Annotated in this window: 15 protein-coding genes, 1 other RNA gene and 1 pseudogene; 14 read left to right on the top strand and 3 right to left on the bottom strand. The window is 68.3% G+C overall.

Going from position 1 to position 19,054, the window contains the following annotated elements:
- Window positions 1–1,179, top strand: coding sequence for an RNA polymerase sigma factor (locus tag OG205_RS31445; RefSeq protein WP_330271584.1), 1,179 nt, complete (start codon window positions 1–3; stop codon window positions 1,177–1,179).
- The gene (locus tag OG205_RS31440) at window positions 1,176–1,748 is read left to right on the top strand and encodes a maleylpyruvate isomerase family mycothiol-dependent enzyme (protein ID WP_330271583.1); all 573 of its coding nucleotides are present in this window, start codon (window positions 1,176–1,178) and stop codon (window positions 1,746–1,748) included. Before OG205_RS31445 ends, OG205_RS31440 begins: the two co-directional genes overlap by 4 nt.
- Here the strand turns inward: OG205_RS31440 and OG205_RS31435 are convergent.
- On the bottom strand, window positions 1,745–3,481 hold the full coding sequence (locus OG205_RS31435) for a beta-N-acetylhexosaminidase family protein (protein WP_330271582.1): 1,737 nt from the start codon (window positions 3,479–3,481) through the stop codon (window positions 1,745–1,747). The two genes, OG205_RS31440 and OG205_RS31435, sit on opposite strands and share 4 nt — an antisense overlap.
- Before the next feature lie 115 nt (window positions 3,482–3,596).
- On the opposite strand from OG205_RS31435, the gene ffs reads away from it, so the two are divergent.
- From ffs to OG205_RS31410, 5 genes are all read left to right on the top strand, one after another.
- Window positions 3,597–3,693: signal recognition particle sRNA small type (gene ffs, locus OG205_RS31430), an RNA gene on the top strand.
- A 30-nt stretch (window positions 3,694–3,723) separates the two neighbouring features.
- The gene (locus OG205_RS31425) at window positions 3,724–5,775 is read left to right on the top strand and encodes a DNA polymerase III subunit gamma and tau (RefSeq protein ID WP_330271581.1); all 2,052 of its coding nucleotides are present in this window, start codon (window positions 3,724–3,726) and stop codon (window positions 5,773–5,775) included.
- Between the two features lie 633 nt (window positions 5,776–6,408).
- Window positions 6,409–6,711 (top strand): YbaB/EbfC family nucleoid-associated protein, encoded by a 303-nt coding sequence (locus OG205_RS31420; protein WP_319976127.1) that lies wholly within the window; start codon window positions 6,409–6,411, stop codon window positions 6,709–6,711.
- A 3-nt stretch (window positions 6,712–6,714) separates the two neighbouring features.
- A complete protein-coding gene (recR, locus tag OG205_RS31415) occupies window positions 6,715–7,323 on the top strand; it encodes a recombination mediator RecR (RefSeq protein WP_330271580.1) in 609 nt (202 codons plus the stop codon).
- A gap of 41 nt (window positions 7,324–7,364) precedes the next feature.
- Window positions 7,365–7,841: a uridine kinase family protein gene (locus OG205_RS31410; RefSeq protein ID WP_330271579.1), complete on the top strand. Its 477-nt coding sequence runs from the start codon at window positions 7,365–7,367 to the stop codon at window positions 7,839–7,841.
- On the opposite strand, the gene OG205_RS31405 is transcribed toward OG205_RS31410, so the two are convergent.
- Window positions 7,817–11,098, bottom strand: a complete 3,282-nt coding sequence (locus tag OG205_RS31405) for an AfsR/SARP family transcriptional regulator (protein WP_330271578.1) — start codon at window positions 11,096–11,098, stop codon at window positions 7,817–7,819. The two genes, OG205_RS31410 and OG205_RS31405, sit on opposite strands and share 25 nt — an antisense overlap.
- A 216-nt stretch (window positions 11,099–11,314) precedes the next feature.
- Here OG205_RS31405 and OG205_RS31400 point away from each other — a divergent pair, with 216 nt between their 5' ends.
- The 6 genes from OG205_RS31400 (at window position 11,315) to OG205_RS31375 (ending at window position 17,739) form a co-directional block, all read left to right on the top strand.
- Window positions 11,315–12,994 (top strand): ABC transporter substrate-binding protein, encoded by a 1,680-nt coding sequence (locus OG205_RS31400; RefSeq protein ID WP_330271577.1) that lies wholly within the window; start codon window positions 11,315–11,317, stop codon window positions 12,992–12,994.
- A gap of 42 nt (window positions 12,995–13,036) precedes the next feature.
- Window positions 13,037–14,041, top strand: coding sequence for an ABC transporter permease (locus OG205_RS31395; RefSeq protein ID WP_330271576.1), 1,005 nt, complete (start codon window positions 13,037–13,039; stop codon window positions 14,039–14,041).
- A 5-nt stretch (window positions 14,042–14,046) separates the two neighbouring features.
- Window positions 14,047–14,970 carry an ABC transporter permease gene (locus tag OG205_RS31390; RefSeq protein ID WP_330271575.1) on the top strand — a complete coding sequence of 308 codons (924 nt, stop codon included), beginning with the start codon at window positions 14,047–14,049 and terminating at the stop codon, window positions 14,968–14,970.
- Between the two features lie 6 nt (window positions 14,971–14,976).
- Window positions 14,977–15,975 carry an ABC transporter ATP-binding protein gene (locus OG205_RS31385; RefSeq protein ID WP_330271574.1) on the top strand — a complete coding sequence of 333 codons (999 nt, stop codon included), beginning with the start codon at window positions 14,977–14,979 and terminating at the stop codon, window positions 15,973–15,975.
- Window positions 15,972–17,078 (top strand): ABC transporter ATP-binding protein, encoded by a 1,107-nt coding sequence (locus OG205_RS31380; RefSeq protein WP_330271573.1) that lies wholly within the window; start codon window positions 15,972–15,974, stop codon window positions 17,076–17,078. Before OG205_RS31385 ends, OG205_RS31380 begins: the two co-directional genes overlap by 4 nt.
- A 79-nt stretch (window positions 17,079–17,157) precedes the next feature.
- Window positions 17,158–17,739 (top strand): TetR/AcrR family transcriptional regulator, encoded by a 582-nt coding sequence (locus tag OG205_RS31375; RefSeq protein ID WP_330271572.1) that lies wholly within the window; start codon window positions 17,158–17,160, stop codon window positions 17,737–17,739.
- A gap of 20 nt (window positions 17,740–17,759) precedes the next feature.
- On the opposite strand, the pseudogene OG205_RS31370 reads toward OG205_RS31375, so the two are convergent.
- Window positions 17,760–18,179: pseudogene (locus OG205_RS31370) on the bottom strand (DedA family protein); the annotation flags it as partial.
- Window positions 18,180–18,271: 92 nt separating this feature from the next.
- Here OG205_RS31370 and OG205_RS31365 point away from each other — a divergent pair.
- Complete coding sequence (locus OG205_RS31365) at window positions 18,272–19,000, top strand: DUF4184 family protein (protein WP_330271571.1); 729 nt, start codon at window positions 18,272–18,274, stop codon at window positions 18,998–19,000.
- The last annotated feature ends 54 nt before the right edge of the window (window positions 19,001–19,054 follow it).

Here is a 19,054-nt window from a genome sequence, read left to right as displayed (position 1 = left end):
ATGAACGTCGAGCAGGTGTTCCGGGAGGAGCGCGGCAGGCTGCTCGCCACCCTGGTCAAGCGGTTCGGTGACCTCGACCTGGCCGAGGAGGTCACCTCCGACGCGATCGAGGCGGCGCTGAAGCACTGGCCGGTGGACGGGGTGCCGGACCGGCCCGGCGCGTGGTTGCTCACGACCGCGCGCCGCAAGGCCGTCGACCGCCTGCGCCGCGACCAGGTCTACGCGGCACGGCTGGCGTTGCTGCAGGTGGAGGTCGACCGAGCGGATCCGCCCGCGAGCGACCCGATGCCGGACGAGCGGCTGGAGCTGTTCTTCACGTGCGCGCACCCCGCGTTGCCCGAGGAGGACAGGGGAGCACTGACGTTGCGCTGCCTGGCCGGCTTCACGACGCCGGAGGTCGCGCGGGCCTACCTGGTTCCCGTCCCGACCATGCAGCAACGGATCGTGCGCGCGAAGAAGAAGATCAAGGAGGCGCGCATCCCGTTCCGCGTGCCGGACCCGCACGAGTTGCCGGAACGCCTGCCGGGCGTGTTGCAGGCCGTCTACTCGATCTTCACCGAGGGGTACGCCGCCCAGCGCGCCGATCTCGCGGAGGAGGCCATCAGGCTGGCCAGGATCCTGCACGGGCTGCTGCCCGAACGCGAGGTCACGGGGCTACTGGCGTTGATGCTGCTGATCCACGCCCGCCGCGACACCCGTGCCGAACTGCTGGAGGACCAGGACCGCGCGCTCTGGGACCGCGACCTGATCGACGAGGGCAGTGCGCTCGCGGAACGGTCGCTGACCGGCGGACACGGCCCGTACGGGGTCCAGGCGGCGATCAACGCGCTGCACGACGAGGCGCCGGACTTCGCGAGCACCGACTGGCCGCAGATCGTCGCGCTCTACGACGTGCTCGGGAAGCTCAGCCCGTCCCCGGTGGTCGCGCTGAACAGGGCCGCCGCGATCGCCATGCGCGACGGGGCGGCGGCAGGGCTCGCGTTGCTCGACGAACTCGCCGGCGTGCCCAAGCTGCGCGACTACCACCCGTACCGGGCGGCGCGTGCGGACCTGCTGCACCGCCTGGGCCGTGACGACGAGGCCGCCCAGGCCTACCGCGAGGCCATCGCGCTCGCGGGCACCGAATCCGAACAGGACTTCCTGCGCCGCAGGCTGGCCGTCATCGAGGGGCGATCATGATCATGAAGTGGCTGGAGGCGGAACGGCTGAGCGTCGCCGACCTCCTCGACGACCTGACCGACGACGAGTGGCGGCGCGAGACCCTCTGCACCGGCTGGACCATGCAGGAGATGGCCGCGCACCTGACCACGTCGACGCGCACCGGCTGGCGGGACGTGCTCACCGGCGTGGTGAAGGCGCGCTTCGACTGGGAGCGCATGGAGGACGACAAGGCCCGCACGATCGCGGCGAAGTTCACTCGATCGGAGTTGATCGCGCAGATCCGTGAGACAGCCGGCTCATCGAAGCGTGCGCCCATGGCCGCGCCGATCGATCCGTTGGTCGACTTCCTCGTGCACGGTCAGGACATCGCGCGGCCGTTGGGACGCGTCCGGGAGATGCCGCTCGAGCCGGCCCAGGCCGCGTTGGAGCACGTGTTGAAAAGTCCGTTCTGGGGTGCGCGCAAGCGTTTCCGCGAGTCCGGGATTCCGGACCTGCCCGCCCCTGACCTGCTGATGCTTGCCACGGGACGCAAGTTGTCCACAGCTGGGGACAACCCGGTGGACAACTCGAACACACGTTCGATCTAGAGCCTGAGGGCCTGGGCGAGGAACTTGTCGAGGGTCCCGTCGCCCAGTTTCAGGTCCTTGTTGAGCTGCTTCACGAGCTCGGACGACTCGGTGAACCGCTCGCGCCTGCCGTCCAGTCCGTCGGCCGTGGCCTGCAACGCCCTGCCGTACAGCTCGGTCTGGGCGAGCCAGGGTTCGGAGTCGGTGGCGAAACCCTTGTCCACGCGGTCCCTGATCGTCTTCGGGGCGCCGGCGAGCACGTTCGCGCAGGAGCGCAGGTCGGCGATGGCGGCCTTCTTGTCGCCGGCCTTCCACCTGTCCTGGAACTCCCTGAGCTCGGCGGCGAGCCGCGGCGCCGTCCACGAGCTCATGTCGAAGAACGCGAGCAGCGCGACCCGCACCTGCTCGTCACCGCCCGCGAGGAGGTTCGCGTAACCGAGTTCGGCCGCGTCCTCGTCGTACATGGCGTCGTTCCAGGCGTAGTCGGCCATCTCGAACATCGCGACGCGGCTCGCGTAGGCCTGGCTCATCGGGTTGGACAGCAGACCTGCGACGCTGAGCCCCGGCTCGCGGCCCGAATACGAGCCGAGCAGCAGCCGTCCCTTCGCGTCCGGGAAGTCGGCGACGGGGTAGTTGTCCCAGATCAGGGTCTTGCGGCCCCACAGCTGCTCGGCGCGCCTCGAGTGGTCCCTGGTGATCGTCGTGGGGACGACGGCCGTGCCCGTCCACATGACCACGACGGACTTGTCGAGGTTGTCGCGGAAGACCTTCTTGTACGGGGTCTGGTTGATGTCGCCGTACTCGGTGAGGACGGTGATCAGCGGTCCGGCGCCCGGCAGCTGGTTCCGCACGGTCAGCGCGGTGTCGTTGAGCAGGTCGTTCTGCGCTCGGGCCGCGTTCTCCTGGCTGGGCGGGCCGTAGGTGTCGCGGTCCTCCTGGCAGTTCCACTTGCCGTAGTCGATGTCGTCCAGCAGCAGCGCGAACGACCTGATGCCCGCGCCGTGCAACTGGGTGAGCTTGGCCTGGACGGCGTCGCGGTCGGCGTCCTTCGAGTAGCAGATCGACAGGCCGGGAGCGAGCGAGTAGGTGAACTTCACGTGCCCGGCGGCGGCGCGTTTCGCCAGCTCGGCGATCTGCGCGAGACGATCTTCCGGGTACGGGTCGCGCCAGCGTTCGCGGTGGAACGGGTCGTCCTTCGGCGCGTAGACGTAGGAGTTGAACTTGACCGTGGCGGCGAAGTCGAGCTGGGCCTGCTGCTCGGCGTAGGTCCACTGCCGTCCGTAGAAGCCCTCGACGATCCCGCGCTGCGGCAGCGACGGCCGGTCGTCGATCTTCACTCCGGCGAGCTTGCCCTGCCGCACCAGCTGGCGAAGTGTCTGCGCGGCGTAGAACGCACCCGCGGAGTCCGCACTCGACACGCTGACCTCGGTCGACCCGACGGTGATGCGGTAGGCCTCCGCCGACATTCCCTTGTCGGTGTTGAACCGGATCTTCAGCGCGGCGCTGCCGGTGCCGCCCGCGAGCGCCTTCTCGACGACCTGCCTCGTGGTCGCCTCGACGTCGCCCTCGATGGTCACCGAGGCGGGGATCGGCACGTCCGCACTCACTCGTTCGAGTGTCTGCGGCGTCGGCCACACCGTCACGTCGGTCGCGCGGTTCGGCGCCGCGTCACCCTTGGAGCGGTGGATCACGACCCAGGCGATGGTGGCCGCGGCCACCACGATCACGGCCACCACGAGGCCCGTTCTGCGCATGTCGATCAGTGTGCAGGAGGGAGGTCGGGTAAGTGTGTGCCCAGTTGTCCACACTTGGGGACAACGCTGTGGGCAACTCGAACGTTTGTTCGATCAGGACCCTTCGCTACACTGATCGAGGACCTCGTGCGGCACACATCTCGCGAACCTCCCCAGGGCCGGAAGGCAGCAAGGATAAGCGGGCTCTGGTGGGTGCACGGGGTCCCCTTTTTGTGTCGGTGGCCACCGGTACTGTTCCGGGCGTGGCGCTCGCTCTGTATCGCAAGTACCGTCCGGCCACGTTCTCCGAGGTCGTTGGCCAGGAGCACGTGACCGATCCGCTGCGCGTCGCTTTGTCGGCAGGCCGGGTGAACCACGCGTACCTGTTCAGCGGCCCGCGCGGCTGCGGCAAGACGTCGTCGGCCCGCATCCTCGCCCGCTCGCTGAACTGCGTGAAGGGCCCGACGCCCGACCCGTGCGGCGAGTGCAACAGCTGCATCGGCCTCGCGCCGAACGGCACCGGCAGCGTCGACGTCGTGGAACTGGACGCGGCCTCGCACGGCGGTGTGGAAGACGCCCGCGACCTCCGCGACAAGGCCTTCTACGCCCCGGCCGAGTCCAAGTACCGCGTCTTCATCATCGACGAGGCGCACATGGTCACCACGCAGGGCTTCAACGCCCTGCTGAAGATCGTGGAAGAGCCGCCAGAGCACCTGATCTTCATCTTCGCGACGACCGAGCCGGACAAGGTCCTCCCGACCATCCGCTCGCGCACGCACCACTACCCGTTCCGCCTGATCCCGCCCGGCGTGATGCGCTCACTGCTGGAACGCAACTGCGCCGCGGAAGGCGTGGCCGTAGAACCCTCCGTCTTCCCGCTGGTGATCCGCGCGGGCGGCGGCTCGGCCCGAGACACGCAGTCCGTCATGGACCAGCTCCTCTCCGGCGCGGGCCCGGACGGCGTCAAGTACGAGCGGGCCATCTCACTCCTGGGCGTCACCGACTCGGCCCTGATCAACGACGTGGTCGACGGCCTCTCCGCAGGCGACGGCGCCGCCGTCTACGGCACCATCGACCGCCTCGTGGACGCGGGCCACGACCCCCGCCGCTTCGCCTCGGACCTCCTCGACCGCCTCCGCGACCTGGTCCTGCTCTGCGCAGTCCCCGACGCCGCCGAACGCAACCTGGTCAGCGCCCCGGACGACGAAGTGGCCACCATGTCGGCCCAGGCAGAACGAATCGGCCCGGCAGCCCTGACCCGCTACGCCGAGATCGTCCACGCCGGCCTCGTGGACATGCGCGGAGCCACCGCCCCCCGCCTCCTGCTGGAACTGCTCGTCTCCCGCATGCTCCTGCCGTCGGTGAGCCAGTCGGAAGCCGCCCTCCTGCAACGCCTGGAACAACTGGAACGCCGCCCCCCGGCAGCAATCGCAGCGCCCTCGGGCGAAGCCCCGCCTCAAGCAGGCGCCCCGGTCTTCACCCGCAGGTCCCAGCAACCGACGGAACCCGCCGAGCCCGAACAGCCAAGGCAACAGGAACCCCCTCGAGCGGCCCCGGTCCAGACTCAGCCCGCAGCCGTCGCCACCCCCACTCCGGCACCGGCCGCGGTAGCCGCGCCCACCCCGACCCCGACCCCGGTTCCTGCTGTGGCACAGCCCGCGCCCGCAGCCCCGGCAGCGGCCCCGGTCGCACCCCCGCAGCCCGCAGCCTCCACGGCCGGTGGCGCAATGGACGCGACGGCGGTCCGCCGAATCTGGTCAGAACTGCTCGCCGCGGTCCGCGCGACCAGCCGAAGCACCGAGGCAATGCTGACCAACGCAATGGTCAGCGAGGTGGACGGCAACGTCGTCACGATCACCCACACCTCAGCCCCGCTGGCCCGCCGCCTGGCCGAGTCCCGCAACACCGAGGCCATCGCCACGGCCCTGTCCTCAGTGCTCGGCGGCACCTGGCAGGTCCGCTGCACCCACGGCACCCCAGGCGCAACCGCACAACAATCAACCCCGGCCAAGGCGGCCCGCCCGGCCCCCACCCGCCCAAGCCAGGCGCAGAACCAACAGTCCCGCCCTCAACCAGAACCACAACAAAGCCAGGCCCCCCGCCCACCGGTGGACGACGTCCCACCCCCGCCGGAGCCCCCGGAGCCAGACGACCCGCTCCCGCCGGAACCGGACGACGAAGAAGCAATGCTGGCCGAGGCCGCCCGCCCGGTAGATCCAGGCACGGTGAACGAGGTCCAGGCCAAGGACCCGGAGTCGGTACTGCTCCAACTCCTGGCCGACGAACTGGGCGCCCGCCCGCTGAAGAAGGCCTAGCCACCACCCGCGAAGCCACGGCAAGCGTGCGCTCAGGGCACGCTTGCCGCCCGCGAAGCCGAAGGCGAGCAGTCCAAGCGTGAGACGCAAACGGCATGCTCGCGCAGGGGTCCCCTTCGGATTTGGATCCCCCGCAACCCAACCTAGCGACGAGGTCTGACACTCCCGCGAGGCCGAAGGCGAGCCGTCTTTACCGTGCGGTCTGGGTGGGGTGGTTTCGTCACGAGTCGTGCCATAGCTCTTGCTGCAGCTAGGAAGGGATGTCAAACGGACACGCTTTTCGTCCGTTTGACATCCCTTCCTAGCTGTGGCCCGCTCTTGGCTCGGCTCGTGACGAAACCACCCCACCAACGCGCCCATCTACTCAACGCAACTCCGCCCAAAGCAACAGGCGTGCCATCTACCTGCCGGTGGCGTAGACCCCGGTTTTTGATCAGATTGGCGGGGTCTGGGGCGGAGTCCCAGGAATCAGCCGCCACCGAACGCCCGCAACCCAACCACCTACGGACGACACAACAGGCACCCGCCAACGCAACAGGGGGACGACCCACCCAAAGAACGCGCCCCCGTACCCTGGACCAACAACCAAAAGCCCCACCGAGAGGACCAGCGGTGCAACCCGGTCAGTTCGACATGCAGGCCCTGCTCCAGCAGGCCCAGAACATGCAGCAGCAGATGGCAGAAGCCCAGCAGCAGCTGGCCGAAACGCAGGTCACCGGCAACGCGGGCAACGGTCTCGTCACCGCGACGGTCACCGGCGGCGGCGAGCTGGTGAACCTGACCATCGACCCCAAGGTCGTGGACCCGGAGGACGTCGAGACCCTCCAGGACCTGGTGATCACGGCGATCAAGAACGCCAACGCCAGCGCCCAGGCACTCGTGGAGCAGAAGCTCGGACCGCTCGCTCAGGGCGGTCTCGGCGGATTGCTCGGCTAAGAGATGTACGAGGGCCCGGTACAGGACCTGATCGACGAACTGGGCAGGCTCCCGGGCGTCGGCCCGAAGAGCGCGCAGCGCATCGCCTTCCACCTTCTCGCCACGGAGCCCGCTGACATCGAGCGGCTTCAGCAGGCGTTGCAGAAGGTCAAGGAGGGCGTGGTCTTCTGCGACGTCTGCGGCAACGTGTCGGCTGAGACGCGGTGCCGCATCTGCCGCGACCCGAAGCGGGATCTGGCGCTGGTCTGCGTGGTCGAGGAGCCCAAGGACGTCCAGGCGATCGAGCGCACCAGGGAGTTCAGGGGCCGCTACCACGTCCTGGGTGGCGCGCTCGATCCGCTCAGCGGCGTCGGTCCGGACCAGCTCCGGATCCGGCAGCTGCTCAACCGGATCGGCACGGCGACGGACGGTGTCGACATCTCCGAGGTCATCATCGCCACGGACCCGAACACCGAGGGCGAGGCCACGGCCACGTACCTGGTGCGGATGCTCAGGGACTTCCCGGGGCTCTCCGTCACGCGACTCGCGAGCGGGCTGCCGATGGGCGGCGACCTGGAGTTCGCGGACGAGCTGACGCTGGGGCGTGCGCTATCTGGTCGCCGGAGCATGTAGCAACGGCTCCACCGCGGCTGGGCGGCACTCGCCTGGTCGCGGTGGACGGCCCGTCGGGCGCGGGCAAGTCCACGTTCGCCAAAAACCTCGCGCAACAGCTGAACGCCCAGCTCATCAGCACCGACCACTTCGCCACGTGGGACGACCCCACGACGAAGTGGTGGCCACGGCTGCAGCAAGCACTGACAGACGTGCAAAACGGCCGAGAAGGCCGCTACCGGAAAACCGACTGGTCCCAAGGCTTTCCGTGCATCGGAGAAGGCGACGAGGTCGTCATCGCTCCACAAGGGACGATCATCCTGGAAGGCTTTTCCTCAGCCAGGAAAGCGAACACCCGCTTGAGCCTGGCCATCTTCGTGGACCACGGCACAGAACAAGCCCGGCTGGAACGCGCTGTGAAGCGCGACGGCGAGCACCAAAGACAGCACTTCATCCGTTGGCAGCAATACGAAAGAGGCTGGTTCGCGGTCGACGAGACCAGGGCCAGAGCTGACTACGTTGTCACGTCAAGCAACTGAGCCTGGACGATGGAAGCCTCCGGCGTTCCGATCGCGCTGAACACTTCCAGCGACGAAGACCAGTGCGACCGGGCGGAATCCGAGTCACCCAACACAAAGGACGCGTCGCCGGCCAGCTGCAGCGCGCGGCCGAACACCCAGCGGTGCCCGGAGTCCGAGCCGACCGACGCGGCCCGCAACGCGCACTCCAGGGCGCCGGCGGCATCCGAGGTGTCGAGGTGGGTGCGCCCGATCACGAGCAGCACCTCCATCTCGGCCAGGCGGAACTGCGATCGGCCCGCCTCGACCAACGCGGCTGTGGCCGTCGTCAGCGCTTCCTCGTAACGGCCGACCGCGCGGTACGACGAGGCCAGGCCGCGCCGTGCCGAGCAGATGCCCCACGAGTAGCCGGTCTCCACCCCGATGGCCAGCGCGGATGAGAACTGCTGCAACGCCTCCGAGTAACGACCGCCGCCTTCCAGGGCACGGCCGAGCAGGTTCTGCGCGTCGCAGACGCTCTTGACGTTCTCGAGGTCCTGCGCGATCTGCATGGCGGCGGCGGCTTCGACGGCGGCTTCCTCGTAGCGGCCGCGCATGATCAGCGTGATGGCCATGCCCTCGTGCATGGTGTGGCCGAAGTTGCGGGCGGCCGCACGTTCGTAAAGCTCACGTGCGCGCACGAAGTAGTCCTCGCCGAGGTCCGGCTTGCCGCGCCACGCCTGCACTTCGCCGAGCGCGCGCATCGAGTTCGCCTGCAGGATCCACGAGTCGAGGCGCTTGCCGTCCTCCAGCGCTTCCTCGAACGTCGACGCGGCGCGGTCGAGCTGGCCCAGCTGCATGTAGACGCCGCCGAGGTTGAACAGCGCGTTCGCGAGCACCTGGGGCGCGCGCACCCGGCGGGCGATCACCAGAGCGCGTTCGAGATGGTCGGCTGCGTGTTCGAGTTCGCCGAGGTCGATGTAGACGCTGCCGGCGTTGGACAGCACGGCGGCCTCGGCCTGGGGCAGGTCGATGTGCGCCTGCATGGCGATGGCCTGCTGGTAGTAGCCCAGGGCGTTCCGGTGCTGCCCGGTCACCCAGTACAGCGTGCCCAGCGAGGACAGCATCGCGAGCTGGCCGAGTTCGTCCCGCGGCGCACGAGCGCCCAACAAACCGGCCCGAGCCGTCTCGCGCCACTCGGCGGTGAGGCTCTGCGTGTAGAAGTAGCCGCGAAGTGCGTCCGCCAGCTGCCACGGCGAGTTCTCCGGATCCCGTTCCACGGCGTGCGCCACCAGCGCGACCAGGTTCGCCCGTTCGACGTCCAGCCAGGTCAGGGCTTCGGTAGAAGTGCTGAACGTCCGCGGCACCACGCTGGCCACCGGGGCGGGACGCGGGAAGCGGAACAGCGTCGACTTCATCGCGGACGTGGCGTTGTCGACCGAGCGCACCGCCCAGTCCAGCAGCCTCCGCAACGACAGACGCGAGTCCGCTCGGCCCTCCTCGAACGCCAAGCGCTCGGCCGCGTAGTCACGCAGCAGGTCGTGGAACTGGTAGCGGGACGGCGCGTGGTTCGAGATCAGGTTCGCGGTGGCCAGGCGGTCGAGCCGACGGCGAGCGTCCTGAGTGGTCAGTCCGCTCAAAGCGGCGGCCATCTCCGGCGTGAAGTCCGTACCGGGCACCAGGGACAGCAACCGGAACATCTGCGCGAGCTCGGGCTTCAACGCCGTGTAGGAGAGGTCGAACGCCGCGTGCACCGCGACCCGTTCGTCGCCCTCGACGGCCAGTGCGGCGAGCCGGTTGCCCGCCCGCAGCTCCTCCACGTAGTCCGCGATGGACAGCTCGGGACGCGACACGAGGTTCGCGGCCGCGATACGCAAAGCCAATGGCAGATGCGCGCAGAGGGCCGCCAGCTCCAAGGCCGCGTCCTCTTGGGACGCCACCTCGTCCGCGCCCAGAATGCCTGCGAGGAGTGACTTCGTCTCGTGCCAGTCGAGCACGTCGAGCCGCACGTTCGACGCCGCGTGCGAGACGGCCAGGCCGCGCAACGTGTCGCGCGACGTCACCAGCACCGCGCACCCCGGCGAACCCGGCAGCAGCGGACGGATCTGCTCGGCGGAAGAAGCGTTGTCCAGCAGCAGCAGAACGCGCTGACCGGTCAGCGTGGACCGGAACATCGCCTCCTGCTCGTCCTGGTCCAGCGGCACCTGGTCAGGCTCGGTCCCGAGCGCTCTCAAAAATCGCGGCAGCACGTCCACCGCGCTCAACGGCGGTCCGGGGGCGTATCCGCGCAGGTTGACGTACAGCTGGCCGTCCTGGAAGTCGGCGCGCATCCGGTGCGCCGCGTGCACGGCCAACGCCGTCTTGCCCACGCCAGGCGGCCCGGCCAGCGTGACGACCGGCACACCCTGCGCGGTCCGCAGCAGGGCCACGATCAGCGACACGGCCTCGTCGCGGCCGACGAAATCCGGGATGTCCGCGGGAAGCTGCGACGGCACGACCCGTTCCGGCTTCGTGGCGACGACCGGGGTGCCGGCGGGAACCCGGACCACCGCGTCGATCGACCCGGACAGCACCTGGCCGTGCACGCGCCGCAGCTCGTCGCCGGGATCGATGCCCAGCTCGTCGCCCAGCAACCGCGAAACGCGCTGGTAGGCGGCGAGGGCCTCGCTCTGCCGGCCGGAGCGGTACAGCGCCACCATCAGCTGTGCCCAGAACCGTTCGCGCAGAGGATGTTCGCTGGTCAGCCGGGACAGCTCCGCGACCAGTTCGCCGTGCCTGCCCAGTTCGAGATCGACCTCGACCCGGCGTTCCAGCACGTGCAGGCGGCGTTCGTCGAGCCGCGGCACCTCGTCGCGGTGCAGGATCTCGGACGGCACGTCGACCAGGGCCGGACCTCGCCAGAGCCCCAGCGCGGCGGCGAACGCGGCCGAGGCGGCCTGCAGGTTCCCGGCGGCGCGCTCCTGCTCACCCTGTTCGATCAGGGGTTCGAAGCGCATCAGGTCGATCGTCTTCTCGTCGACGTCGATCAGGTATCCGTCGGGCACGGTCCTGATCGGCACGGACGGTCCGAGCAGCTGTCTGAGACGCATCACATAGGTCTGAAGAGTCGCGCGTGCACGTGCGGGTGGATCTTCACCCCAGACGTTTCCGGCGAGTTCGTCCACCGAGACCGACGTGCCCGCCCGCAGCAACAGCGACACCAGCAACGCGCGCTGCCTACCGGCTCTGACCAGCAGTGGTTCGGTGTCGAGAAGGACCTGGAGGGGGCCGAGCACGCGGAACTCGACCAGCTTGCTCATGCGACCTCCTCCGCGTGTCGTTGTTGTTTCTACAGCCTAGGAGAGCGTCCGACGCATCTGCAGTGCTCACGTTGGGTCAGCGGCCGTGCGCCGGACGTATCAGAATGCCTGGTCTAGTGGCCGGATCGTGACCTGAGATGCCCCGGAGGGGGTATGTACAACGGTTATGGTCGGCGACCACACCGTGAGATGTGCGGATTGTCCAAGGGGTGTTTGATGGTCCACTCAGTAACGGCTCGCCGCCGTTGGGTTGCCGTGATCGGCTTTCTCAGCGTCAGTGCGCTGGCCCTGTCCGGTTGCGCGCAATCCCAGCGCGACTCAGGCGGCGGCGGCAAGGAAGGCGGGACGCTGACTTTCGGCGCCGCCGGTGCGCCGAAGCTCTTCGACCCGTTCTACGCGACCGACGGTGAGACCTTCCGGGTCTCCCGCCAGATGTTCGAGGGTCTGGTCGGCTTCAAGCCGGGTACCGCCGAGGTCGAGCCCGCGCTGGCTGAGAAGTACGAGCCGAGCGCAGATGGCAAGACGTGGACCTTCACCCTCAAGGAGGGCGTGAAGTTCCACGACGGTACGGACTTCAACGCCGAGGCCGTGTGCTTCAACTTCAACCGCTGGTACAACCAGAAGGGCGCCGGCACGTCTGACGCCGTCTCCCAGTACTGGCTGGACAACTTCGGCGGCTTCGCCAGCACGCCGGACAAGCCCTCGCTGTTCAAGGCCTGCACGGCCAAGGACGCCAAGACCGCCGTGGTCGAGCTGAACGAGGTCACCTCGCAGTTCCCGTCGGTCCTCGGGTTCACGTCGTTCTCCATCTCCAGCCCTGACGCGCTGAAGAAGTACGACGCGGACAACGTCCAGGCCGCCGGTGACGCGTTCACCTTCCCGGCCTACGCGAACGAGCACCCGACCGGCACGGGCCCGTTCAAGTTCGGCAAGTACGACAAGGCCAACAACACCGTGGAACTGGTGAAGAACGACACCTACCACGGCACCAAGGCCAAGCTGGACAAGATCGTCTTCAAGATCATCCCGGACGAGACCGCCCGCAAGCAGGCGCTCAAGGCCGGCGACATCGACGGCTACGACCTGCCGAACGCGGCGGACTGGGCCGGTCTGAAGACCGACGGCTTCAACGTCGCGATCCGTCCCGCGTTCAACGTGTTCTACCTGGGCATCAACCAGAAGAACAACCCGAAGCTCGCCGACCTGAAGGTCCGTCAGGCCCTGCAGTACGCGATCAACCGCGAGCAGCTGGTCAAGTCGCAGCTGCCCGAGGGCGCCAAGGTCGCGACGCAGTTCATGCCGGACACCGTCAACGGCTACAACAAGGACCTCAAGGCCGTCCCGTACGACGCCGCCAAGGCGAAGTCGCTGCTGGCCGAGGCCGGTGCCTCCGACCTGACGCTGAAGTTCTACTGGCCGTCCGAGGTCACGCGTCCGTACATGCCGTCCCCGAAGGACCTGTTCGGCGCGATCTCCGGTGACCTGCAGGCCGCCGGCATCAAGATCGACGTCGTCACCAAGCCGTGGAACGGTGGCTACCTGACCGACGTCGACGGCGGTCTCCCGGACCTGTTCCTCCTGGGCTGGACCGGCGACAACGGCACGGCGCACAACTGGGTCGGCACGTTCTTCGGCCGCACCGACAACCGCTTCAACACCGGTGTGTCGCCCTGGGGCGCCACCCTCGCGGCGGACCTGGCCAAGGCCAACTCCGAGCCGAACGAGGCCAACCGCACGAAGCTGTACGAAGAGATCAACAAGAAGATCATGGAGGAAGACCTCCCCGCGATCCCGATCTCGCACTCCCCGCCCGCTCTGGTGTTGAAGTCGGACATCAAGGGTCTTGTTCCCAGCCCGTTGACCGACGAGAAGTTCGGCCCAGTCTCCAAGGGCTGAGCCGGCTAGCTCCCACCACAAGAGAACAACGGGGTAGCTCAAGTGCTCCGCTACACCATTCGACGGCTGATTCAGCTGGTCGGCGTGGTGCTGGTGCTCTCGCTGCTGCTCTTCGCGTGGCTGCGCGTACTCCCAGGAGGGCCGGTTTCGGCCCTCCTGGGAGACCGTTCTACGCCGGAGAAGGCGGCGGAGCTCACCAAGCAGCTCGGCCTCGATCAGCCCATCGTCTTGCAGTACTTCAAATTCCTCGGTCGCGCGGCGACCGGTGACTTCGGCGTCTCCACCGGTGTTCAGCCCGGTGACTCGGCGCTCGACATCTTCATCCAGAGATTCCCCGCGACGCTCGAACTGAGCTTCTTCGCGATCGTCATCGCGATCGCGGTCGGCGTTCCGCTCGGCTACATCGCCGCGAAGCGCCGCGGCGGCTGGTTCGACAACCTCAGCGTCGTCGGTTCGCTCATCGGTGTCGCCGTTCCGGTGTTCTTCCTGGCCTACGTGCTCAAGGGCGTCGCATCGTCCTCGCTCGGGCTGCCGTCCAGCGGTCGTCAGGACGCCATCGACGCCACTCGCGTCACCGGCTTCTTCACCCTCGACGGCCTCATCACCGGCGAGATCGACGCGACCCTGAACGCGCTGGAACACCTGATCCTGCCGGCCATCGCGCTGGCGACGATCCCGTTCGCGGTGATCTTCCGGATCACCCGCGCTGCCGTCCTCGACGTGCTCGACGAGGACTTCGTGCGCACCGCCGAGTCCAAGGGCCTCACCGCATCGGTGATCCGCCGCCGGCACGTGCTGCGCAACGCGATGCTCCCGGTCGTCACGACGATCGGCCTGCAGACCGGTGCGCTGCTCTCCGGCGCGGTGCTCACCGAGAAGGTGTTCTCGTTCCCCGGTGTCGGCGAGGCGCTCGCCATCGGGTTCGAGCGGCGTGACTACCCGGTGCTGCTGTTGTTGATCATCATGGCCACGAGCGTCTACGTCGTGGTCAACCTGCTGGTCGACCTCTCGTACGCGCTCATCGACCCGCGCATCAGGACGAGGTGAGACCAGTGGCACTTGGAGTGACCAAGAAGGACAAGATCGACGGCCTCGCCGAGACCGCGGGTGTCTCGCTCGCGGCCAGCGCGTGGAAGCGGCTCAAGCGCAGCCCGGTGTTCCTGATCGGCGCGACGATCATCGGCATCTTCGTCGCGATCTCGATCCTGTCGCCGTGGCTCGCGCCGCACGACCCGGCCAGCCCCATGCTGATCGACCAGGTCATCAAGGCGCGCAACGAGATCCCGCCCGCGCAGCCGGGCCACCCGCTCGGTGGCGACCTGCAGGGCCGTGACTTCCTGTCGCGCCTGCTGATCGGCTCGCAGCAGACGTTGATCGTCGGTATCGGCGCGACGATCATCGGCCTGTCCGGCGGCCTGATCCTGGGCACGCTCGCGGGCGCCATCGGTGGCTGGGTCGACTCGCTCGTCATGCGCGTCGTCGACGTCATGCTCTCGCTGCCGTCGCTGCTGCTCGCGTTCTCGATCGCGGCGATGTTCGCGCGGCCGAGTCAGTTCACCGTGATCCTCGCGGTGGCGATCGTGCAGATCCCCGTGTTCGCCCGGTTGCTCAGAGGCTCGATGCTGGCGCAACGGCACAGCGACCACGTGCTGGCGGCGACCGCTCTGGGCGTGAAGAAGGGCGCGATCGTGTTCCGGCACATGCTGCCGAACTCGCTCGGCCCGGTGATCGTCCAGTCCACCCTGGTGCTCGCCACGGCGATCATCGAGGCGGCCGCGCTGTCGTTCCTCGGCCTCGGCAACCCGGACGACCGGACGCCGGAGTGGGGTCAGATGCTCGGTGACGTGCAGAAGGTGTTCGACACCCATCCGCACCTCGCCGCGTGGCCCGCGATCTGCATCATCATCGTCGCGCTCGGTTTCACGCTCATGGGCGAGACCCTGCGTGAAGCCCTCGACCCGAAGAACAGGCGGTGAGTCGTCGTGGCACTGCTCGAAGTACGTGACCTCTCCGTCGTGTTCCAGCGCAAGGGCGAAGAGCCGTTCCGCGCGGTCGACGGCGTCAGCTTCGACGTGGAGCCCGGCCAGACGGTCGGGCTCGTCGGCGAGTCGGGCTGCGGCAAGTCCGTGACATCGTTGGCGATCATGGGTCTGCTGCCCAAGCGCGGCGCCAAGGTCACCGGCAGCGTGACCTACGACGGCACGGATCTGCTGAAGCTGTCCGACCGGCAGATGCGCGACAAGCGCGGCAGCGAGCTCGGCATGGTCTTCCAGGACCCGCTGTCCTCGCTCAACCCCGTCGTCCCGATCGGCCTGCAGGTCACCGAGGTGCTCGAACGGCACCGCGGCATGCCTCGCAAGGAAGCCATGATCGAGGCGAAGAACCTGCTCGACAAGGTCGGCATCCCGGACCCGAACCGGCGGCTCAAGGAATACCCGCACCAGCTCTCCGGCGGTATGCGGCAGCGCGCTCTCATCGCGATCGCGCTCGCGTGCCGGCCGAAGCTGCTGATCGCGGACGAGCCGACGACGGCGCTGGACGTGACCATCCAGGCCCAGATCCTGTCGCTGATGAAGGAACTGGTGCAGGACCTCGGCACCGCGCTCGTGATGATCACCCACGACCTGGGTGTCGTCGCCGGCCTGTGCGACGAGGTGAACGTGCTGTACGGCGGCAAGGTGGTCGAGAAGGCCATGCGGCACAAGCTCTTCGCCGAGCCGCGCCACCCGTACACGCACGGCCTGCTGGCCTCGATCCCGCGACTCGACGCCGCTCGTCACTCGAAGCTGACGCCGATCAGGGGTTCCGTCGCGGACAACATCCCGTGGGCGAGCGCCTGCGCGTTCGCGCCGAGGTGCCCGAACGCGCTGGACGTGTGCCGCGCGGAGACGCCCCCGGAAGAGGACCAGCTGGGTCGCCTGCTCCGCTGCCACAACCCGGTGGTGCCGGGAACTCCCGCCGCCGAGGAGGTGCCAGTATGAGCGAGACCCTGGTTTCCGTCCAGGACATGAAGGTGCACTTCCCGATCAAGCGGGGCGTGTTCATGGACCGCACCGTCGGCTACGTCTACGCGGTCGACGGCGTCGACCTGGAGATCAAGCGCGGCGAGACCTACGGCCTCGTCGGCGAGTCCGGTTGCGGCAAGTCCACCCTCGGGCGAGCGATGCTGCGGCTCAACGAGCCGACCGCGGGCAAGATGATCTTCGACGGGCAGGACTTCTCCGCGCTCAAGGGTGAAGAGCTGCGCAAGATGCGGCGCCGGATCCAGATGGTGTTCCAGGACCCGCTGTCCTCTTTGGACCCGCGTCAGTCCGTGGAGTCGATCCTCATCGAAGGTCTGCGGGCGCACGGCCTGGACAAGGGCAAGGAGTCGACCAACAAGCGGCTCCGCGAGCTGCTCACGGCCGTCGGCCTGCCGACCACGGCGCTGCGCAAGTATCCGCACGAGTTCTCGGGCGGTCAGCGGCAGCGCATCGGCATCGCGCGGGCGCTGGCGCTGGAGCCGGACCTGATCGTCGCCGACGAGCCGGTGTCCGCGCTGGACGTGTCGGTGCAGGCGCAGGTCGTGAACCTCATGGAGGAGCTCCAGGAGCAGTTCGGCCTGACCTACCTGGTGATCGCGCACGACCTCGCCGTCGTGAAGCACATCTCCGACCGCGTGGGCGTGATGTACCTCGGCGGTCTGGTCGAGGAGGCCTCCTCGGAGGACCTCTACGCCGAGCCGCTGCACCCGTACACGCGGGCGCTGCTGTCGGCGATCCCGGTGCCCGACCCCGTGGTCGAGGACCGGCGTGAGCGGATCCTGCTCGCGGGCGACCTCCCGTCGCCGGCGAACCCGCCCAGCGGCTGCCGGTTCCACACCCGGTGCCCGTGGCGGCAGGAGACGAAGTGCGACACCGAACGTCCCGTGCTGCGTGAGCTCAGGCCGGGGCACAAGGTGGCGTGCCACTTCGCCGAGCAGATCCTGTCCGGCGAGATCCAGCCGCACGAGGTGAAGCCGATCCTGGTGGAGGAGGACGACGGTCTGTCGCCCGACGTTCCGCTCGTGGGACCGGCTTCGGTGACCGAAGCGCTGAACCCGTAGCAGTCGTTTTCCGGCCGGGGCCACCTCACTTCGAGGTGGCCCCGTTCGTTTCTCCAGGGCCGTCCGCTGTCCTCGGGGGATGGACAGTCGTGGCTCGATCCTTCTTCGCGCGGCGGAGATCGCGTCGGTCGACGGCCTTGAGGGCGTCACGATCGGGCGGCTCGCGGTCGAGCTCGGCATGAGCAAGAGCGGGGTCTTCTCGCACTTCGGCTCGAAGGAAGAACTGCAGATCTGCACCGTGCACACGGCGGCGGAGATCTTCGCGCACGAGGTCGTGATGCCGGGTGGTGCGCTGCTGGACCTCGCCGAACGCTGGCTCGACTACTCGAAGCGCCGCGTGTTCCCCGGCGGCTGCTTCTTCGTGGTGACCCGCTCGGAGTTCGCCGCCCGCCCCGGCCGCGTGCGCGACGCGTTGATGCTCTTCAACCTGCGCTGGATCTCACTGCTGGAACGGCTGTGCGGCGACGCCCAGATGGCGTTCGAGGTGGACGCCCTGCTGACGGCCGCGGACCGGTTCGCGGTGCTCTACGACGACGCTTCGGCGTACGAGAGAGTGCGGCTGGCGTTGCGCGCACGGATCGCCATGCCGACCGGGATGGAGATGAGCGTGGCCACGGCGAACGACAACAGCATCGCCAACCACGCCTCGTCGACGAGCTGACCACCGATGTACCCCACGGTGGCGGGGTAGAGGCTCCACAGCGCCGACCCGAGCGCCGCGACCGGCACGAACCGGCGCAGCGGCCACCTCAGCGCCCCCGTCAGCAGCGCCCCGACGATGCCGCCGGCGGGCAGGAACCGCGCCGCGATGAGGATCGTCTCGCCCTTCGTCGCGAGCTGGTCGGCCGTCCACACGACCATGGCCCGCGCCCTGGTGTTCTTGTTGACCTTGTCGAGGGCCCGCATCCCCATCCTGCGCCCTGCGGTAAAGTTGATCAAGTCACTGACCAGGCAACCGGCCGCGGCGACGAGCACCACCAGATACAGCGGCACCTCACCGGACGCGGCCAGGACACCGGCGCCGATGAGCACGGCCTCCGTCGGTGCCAAGGGCACGACGGCGACCAGGAACAGCACTACGAGGCTGGCTGCGGTGCTCATGATCGGTGAACGTACGTGACCCAGGTGAACAATCCCGACCTGGGTGTTTCTTCAGCGTGCCCACAGGTGCCGGGCCCGATCTAGGCTGAATCGTGCCGTTCACGCTCGCGCACCCGGCCGCGGTGCTCCCGTTGCGGCGGCTTCTCTGGTTTCCGGGACTGGTGGCGGGCGCGGTCGCGCCTGACCTGGGCTACTACCTGCCGGTCCTGCCGACGCACGGTGTGTTCGGCGGATCCGTTGCCGCGGTGGCGTTGCTGCTGGCAGGACGCCTGCTGCTGCCCTCGCTGATGGCGTTGGCGCCGGCGTTCGTGCGAGAACGGGTGTCGCGTCCGGGAGACCTCCGTCAGCCGTTCATGCGTGCGCTGTCCATTGTGGTGGGAGTGCTCACGCACCTGCTCTGGGACGCCTTCACGCAGACCGACGGGTGGTTCGTGCGGCGATGGGCCTGGCTGGACGTCTCCGTCGTCGGACCTCACCGGCTCTACAACGTGATCGGGTACGTGTCGTCGCTCGGCGGTGTGGCCGTGCTGGCCTGGATGACTGCCCGTGGCCCACGCGCGTCTGGTCCGAACGGTCCTGCCGGCTGTCCGAAAGGGCATGACTGGCCGTCACGTACCGGGAATTCCCGGTACAAGTTCTGGGCCCTCATCGGAGCTGTGGCGGCCGCGGGCGCCATCTGGTCGTTGTCCGATCCTGTCAGTCAGATCAGCCTCTACGACTGGGTTCGGCGCCTTCTGCTGGGTGTGATCCAGGGCATATCCGTCGCGACGGTCGCTCACGCCGTTCTGTGGCACTTCAACCAGTCACGTCGTGACTTCTGATGACCACTCGGTTCTGCCGGTAGACCTCCGATCTGTCATGCGTTCATCCGGCAC

Source organism: Lentzea sp. NBC_00516 (genome assembly GCF_036346835.1).
Taxonomy (GTDB): domain Bacteria; phylum Actinomycetota; class Actinomycetes; order Mycobacteriales; family Pseudonocardiaceae; genus Lentzea; species Lentzea sokolovensis.
Note: the sequence above shows the minus strand (reverse complement) of the source record. Positions and strands in the feature narration are given on the sequence as shown.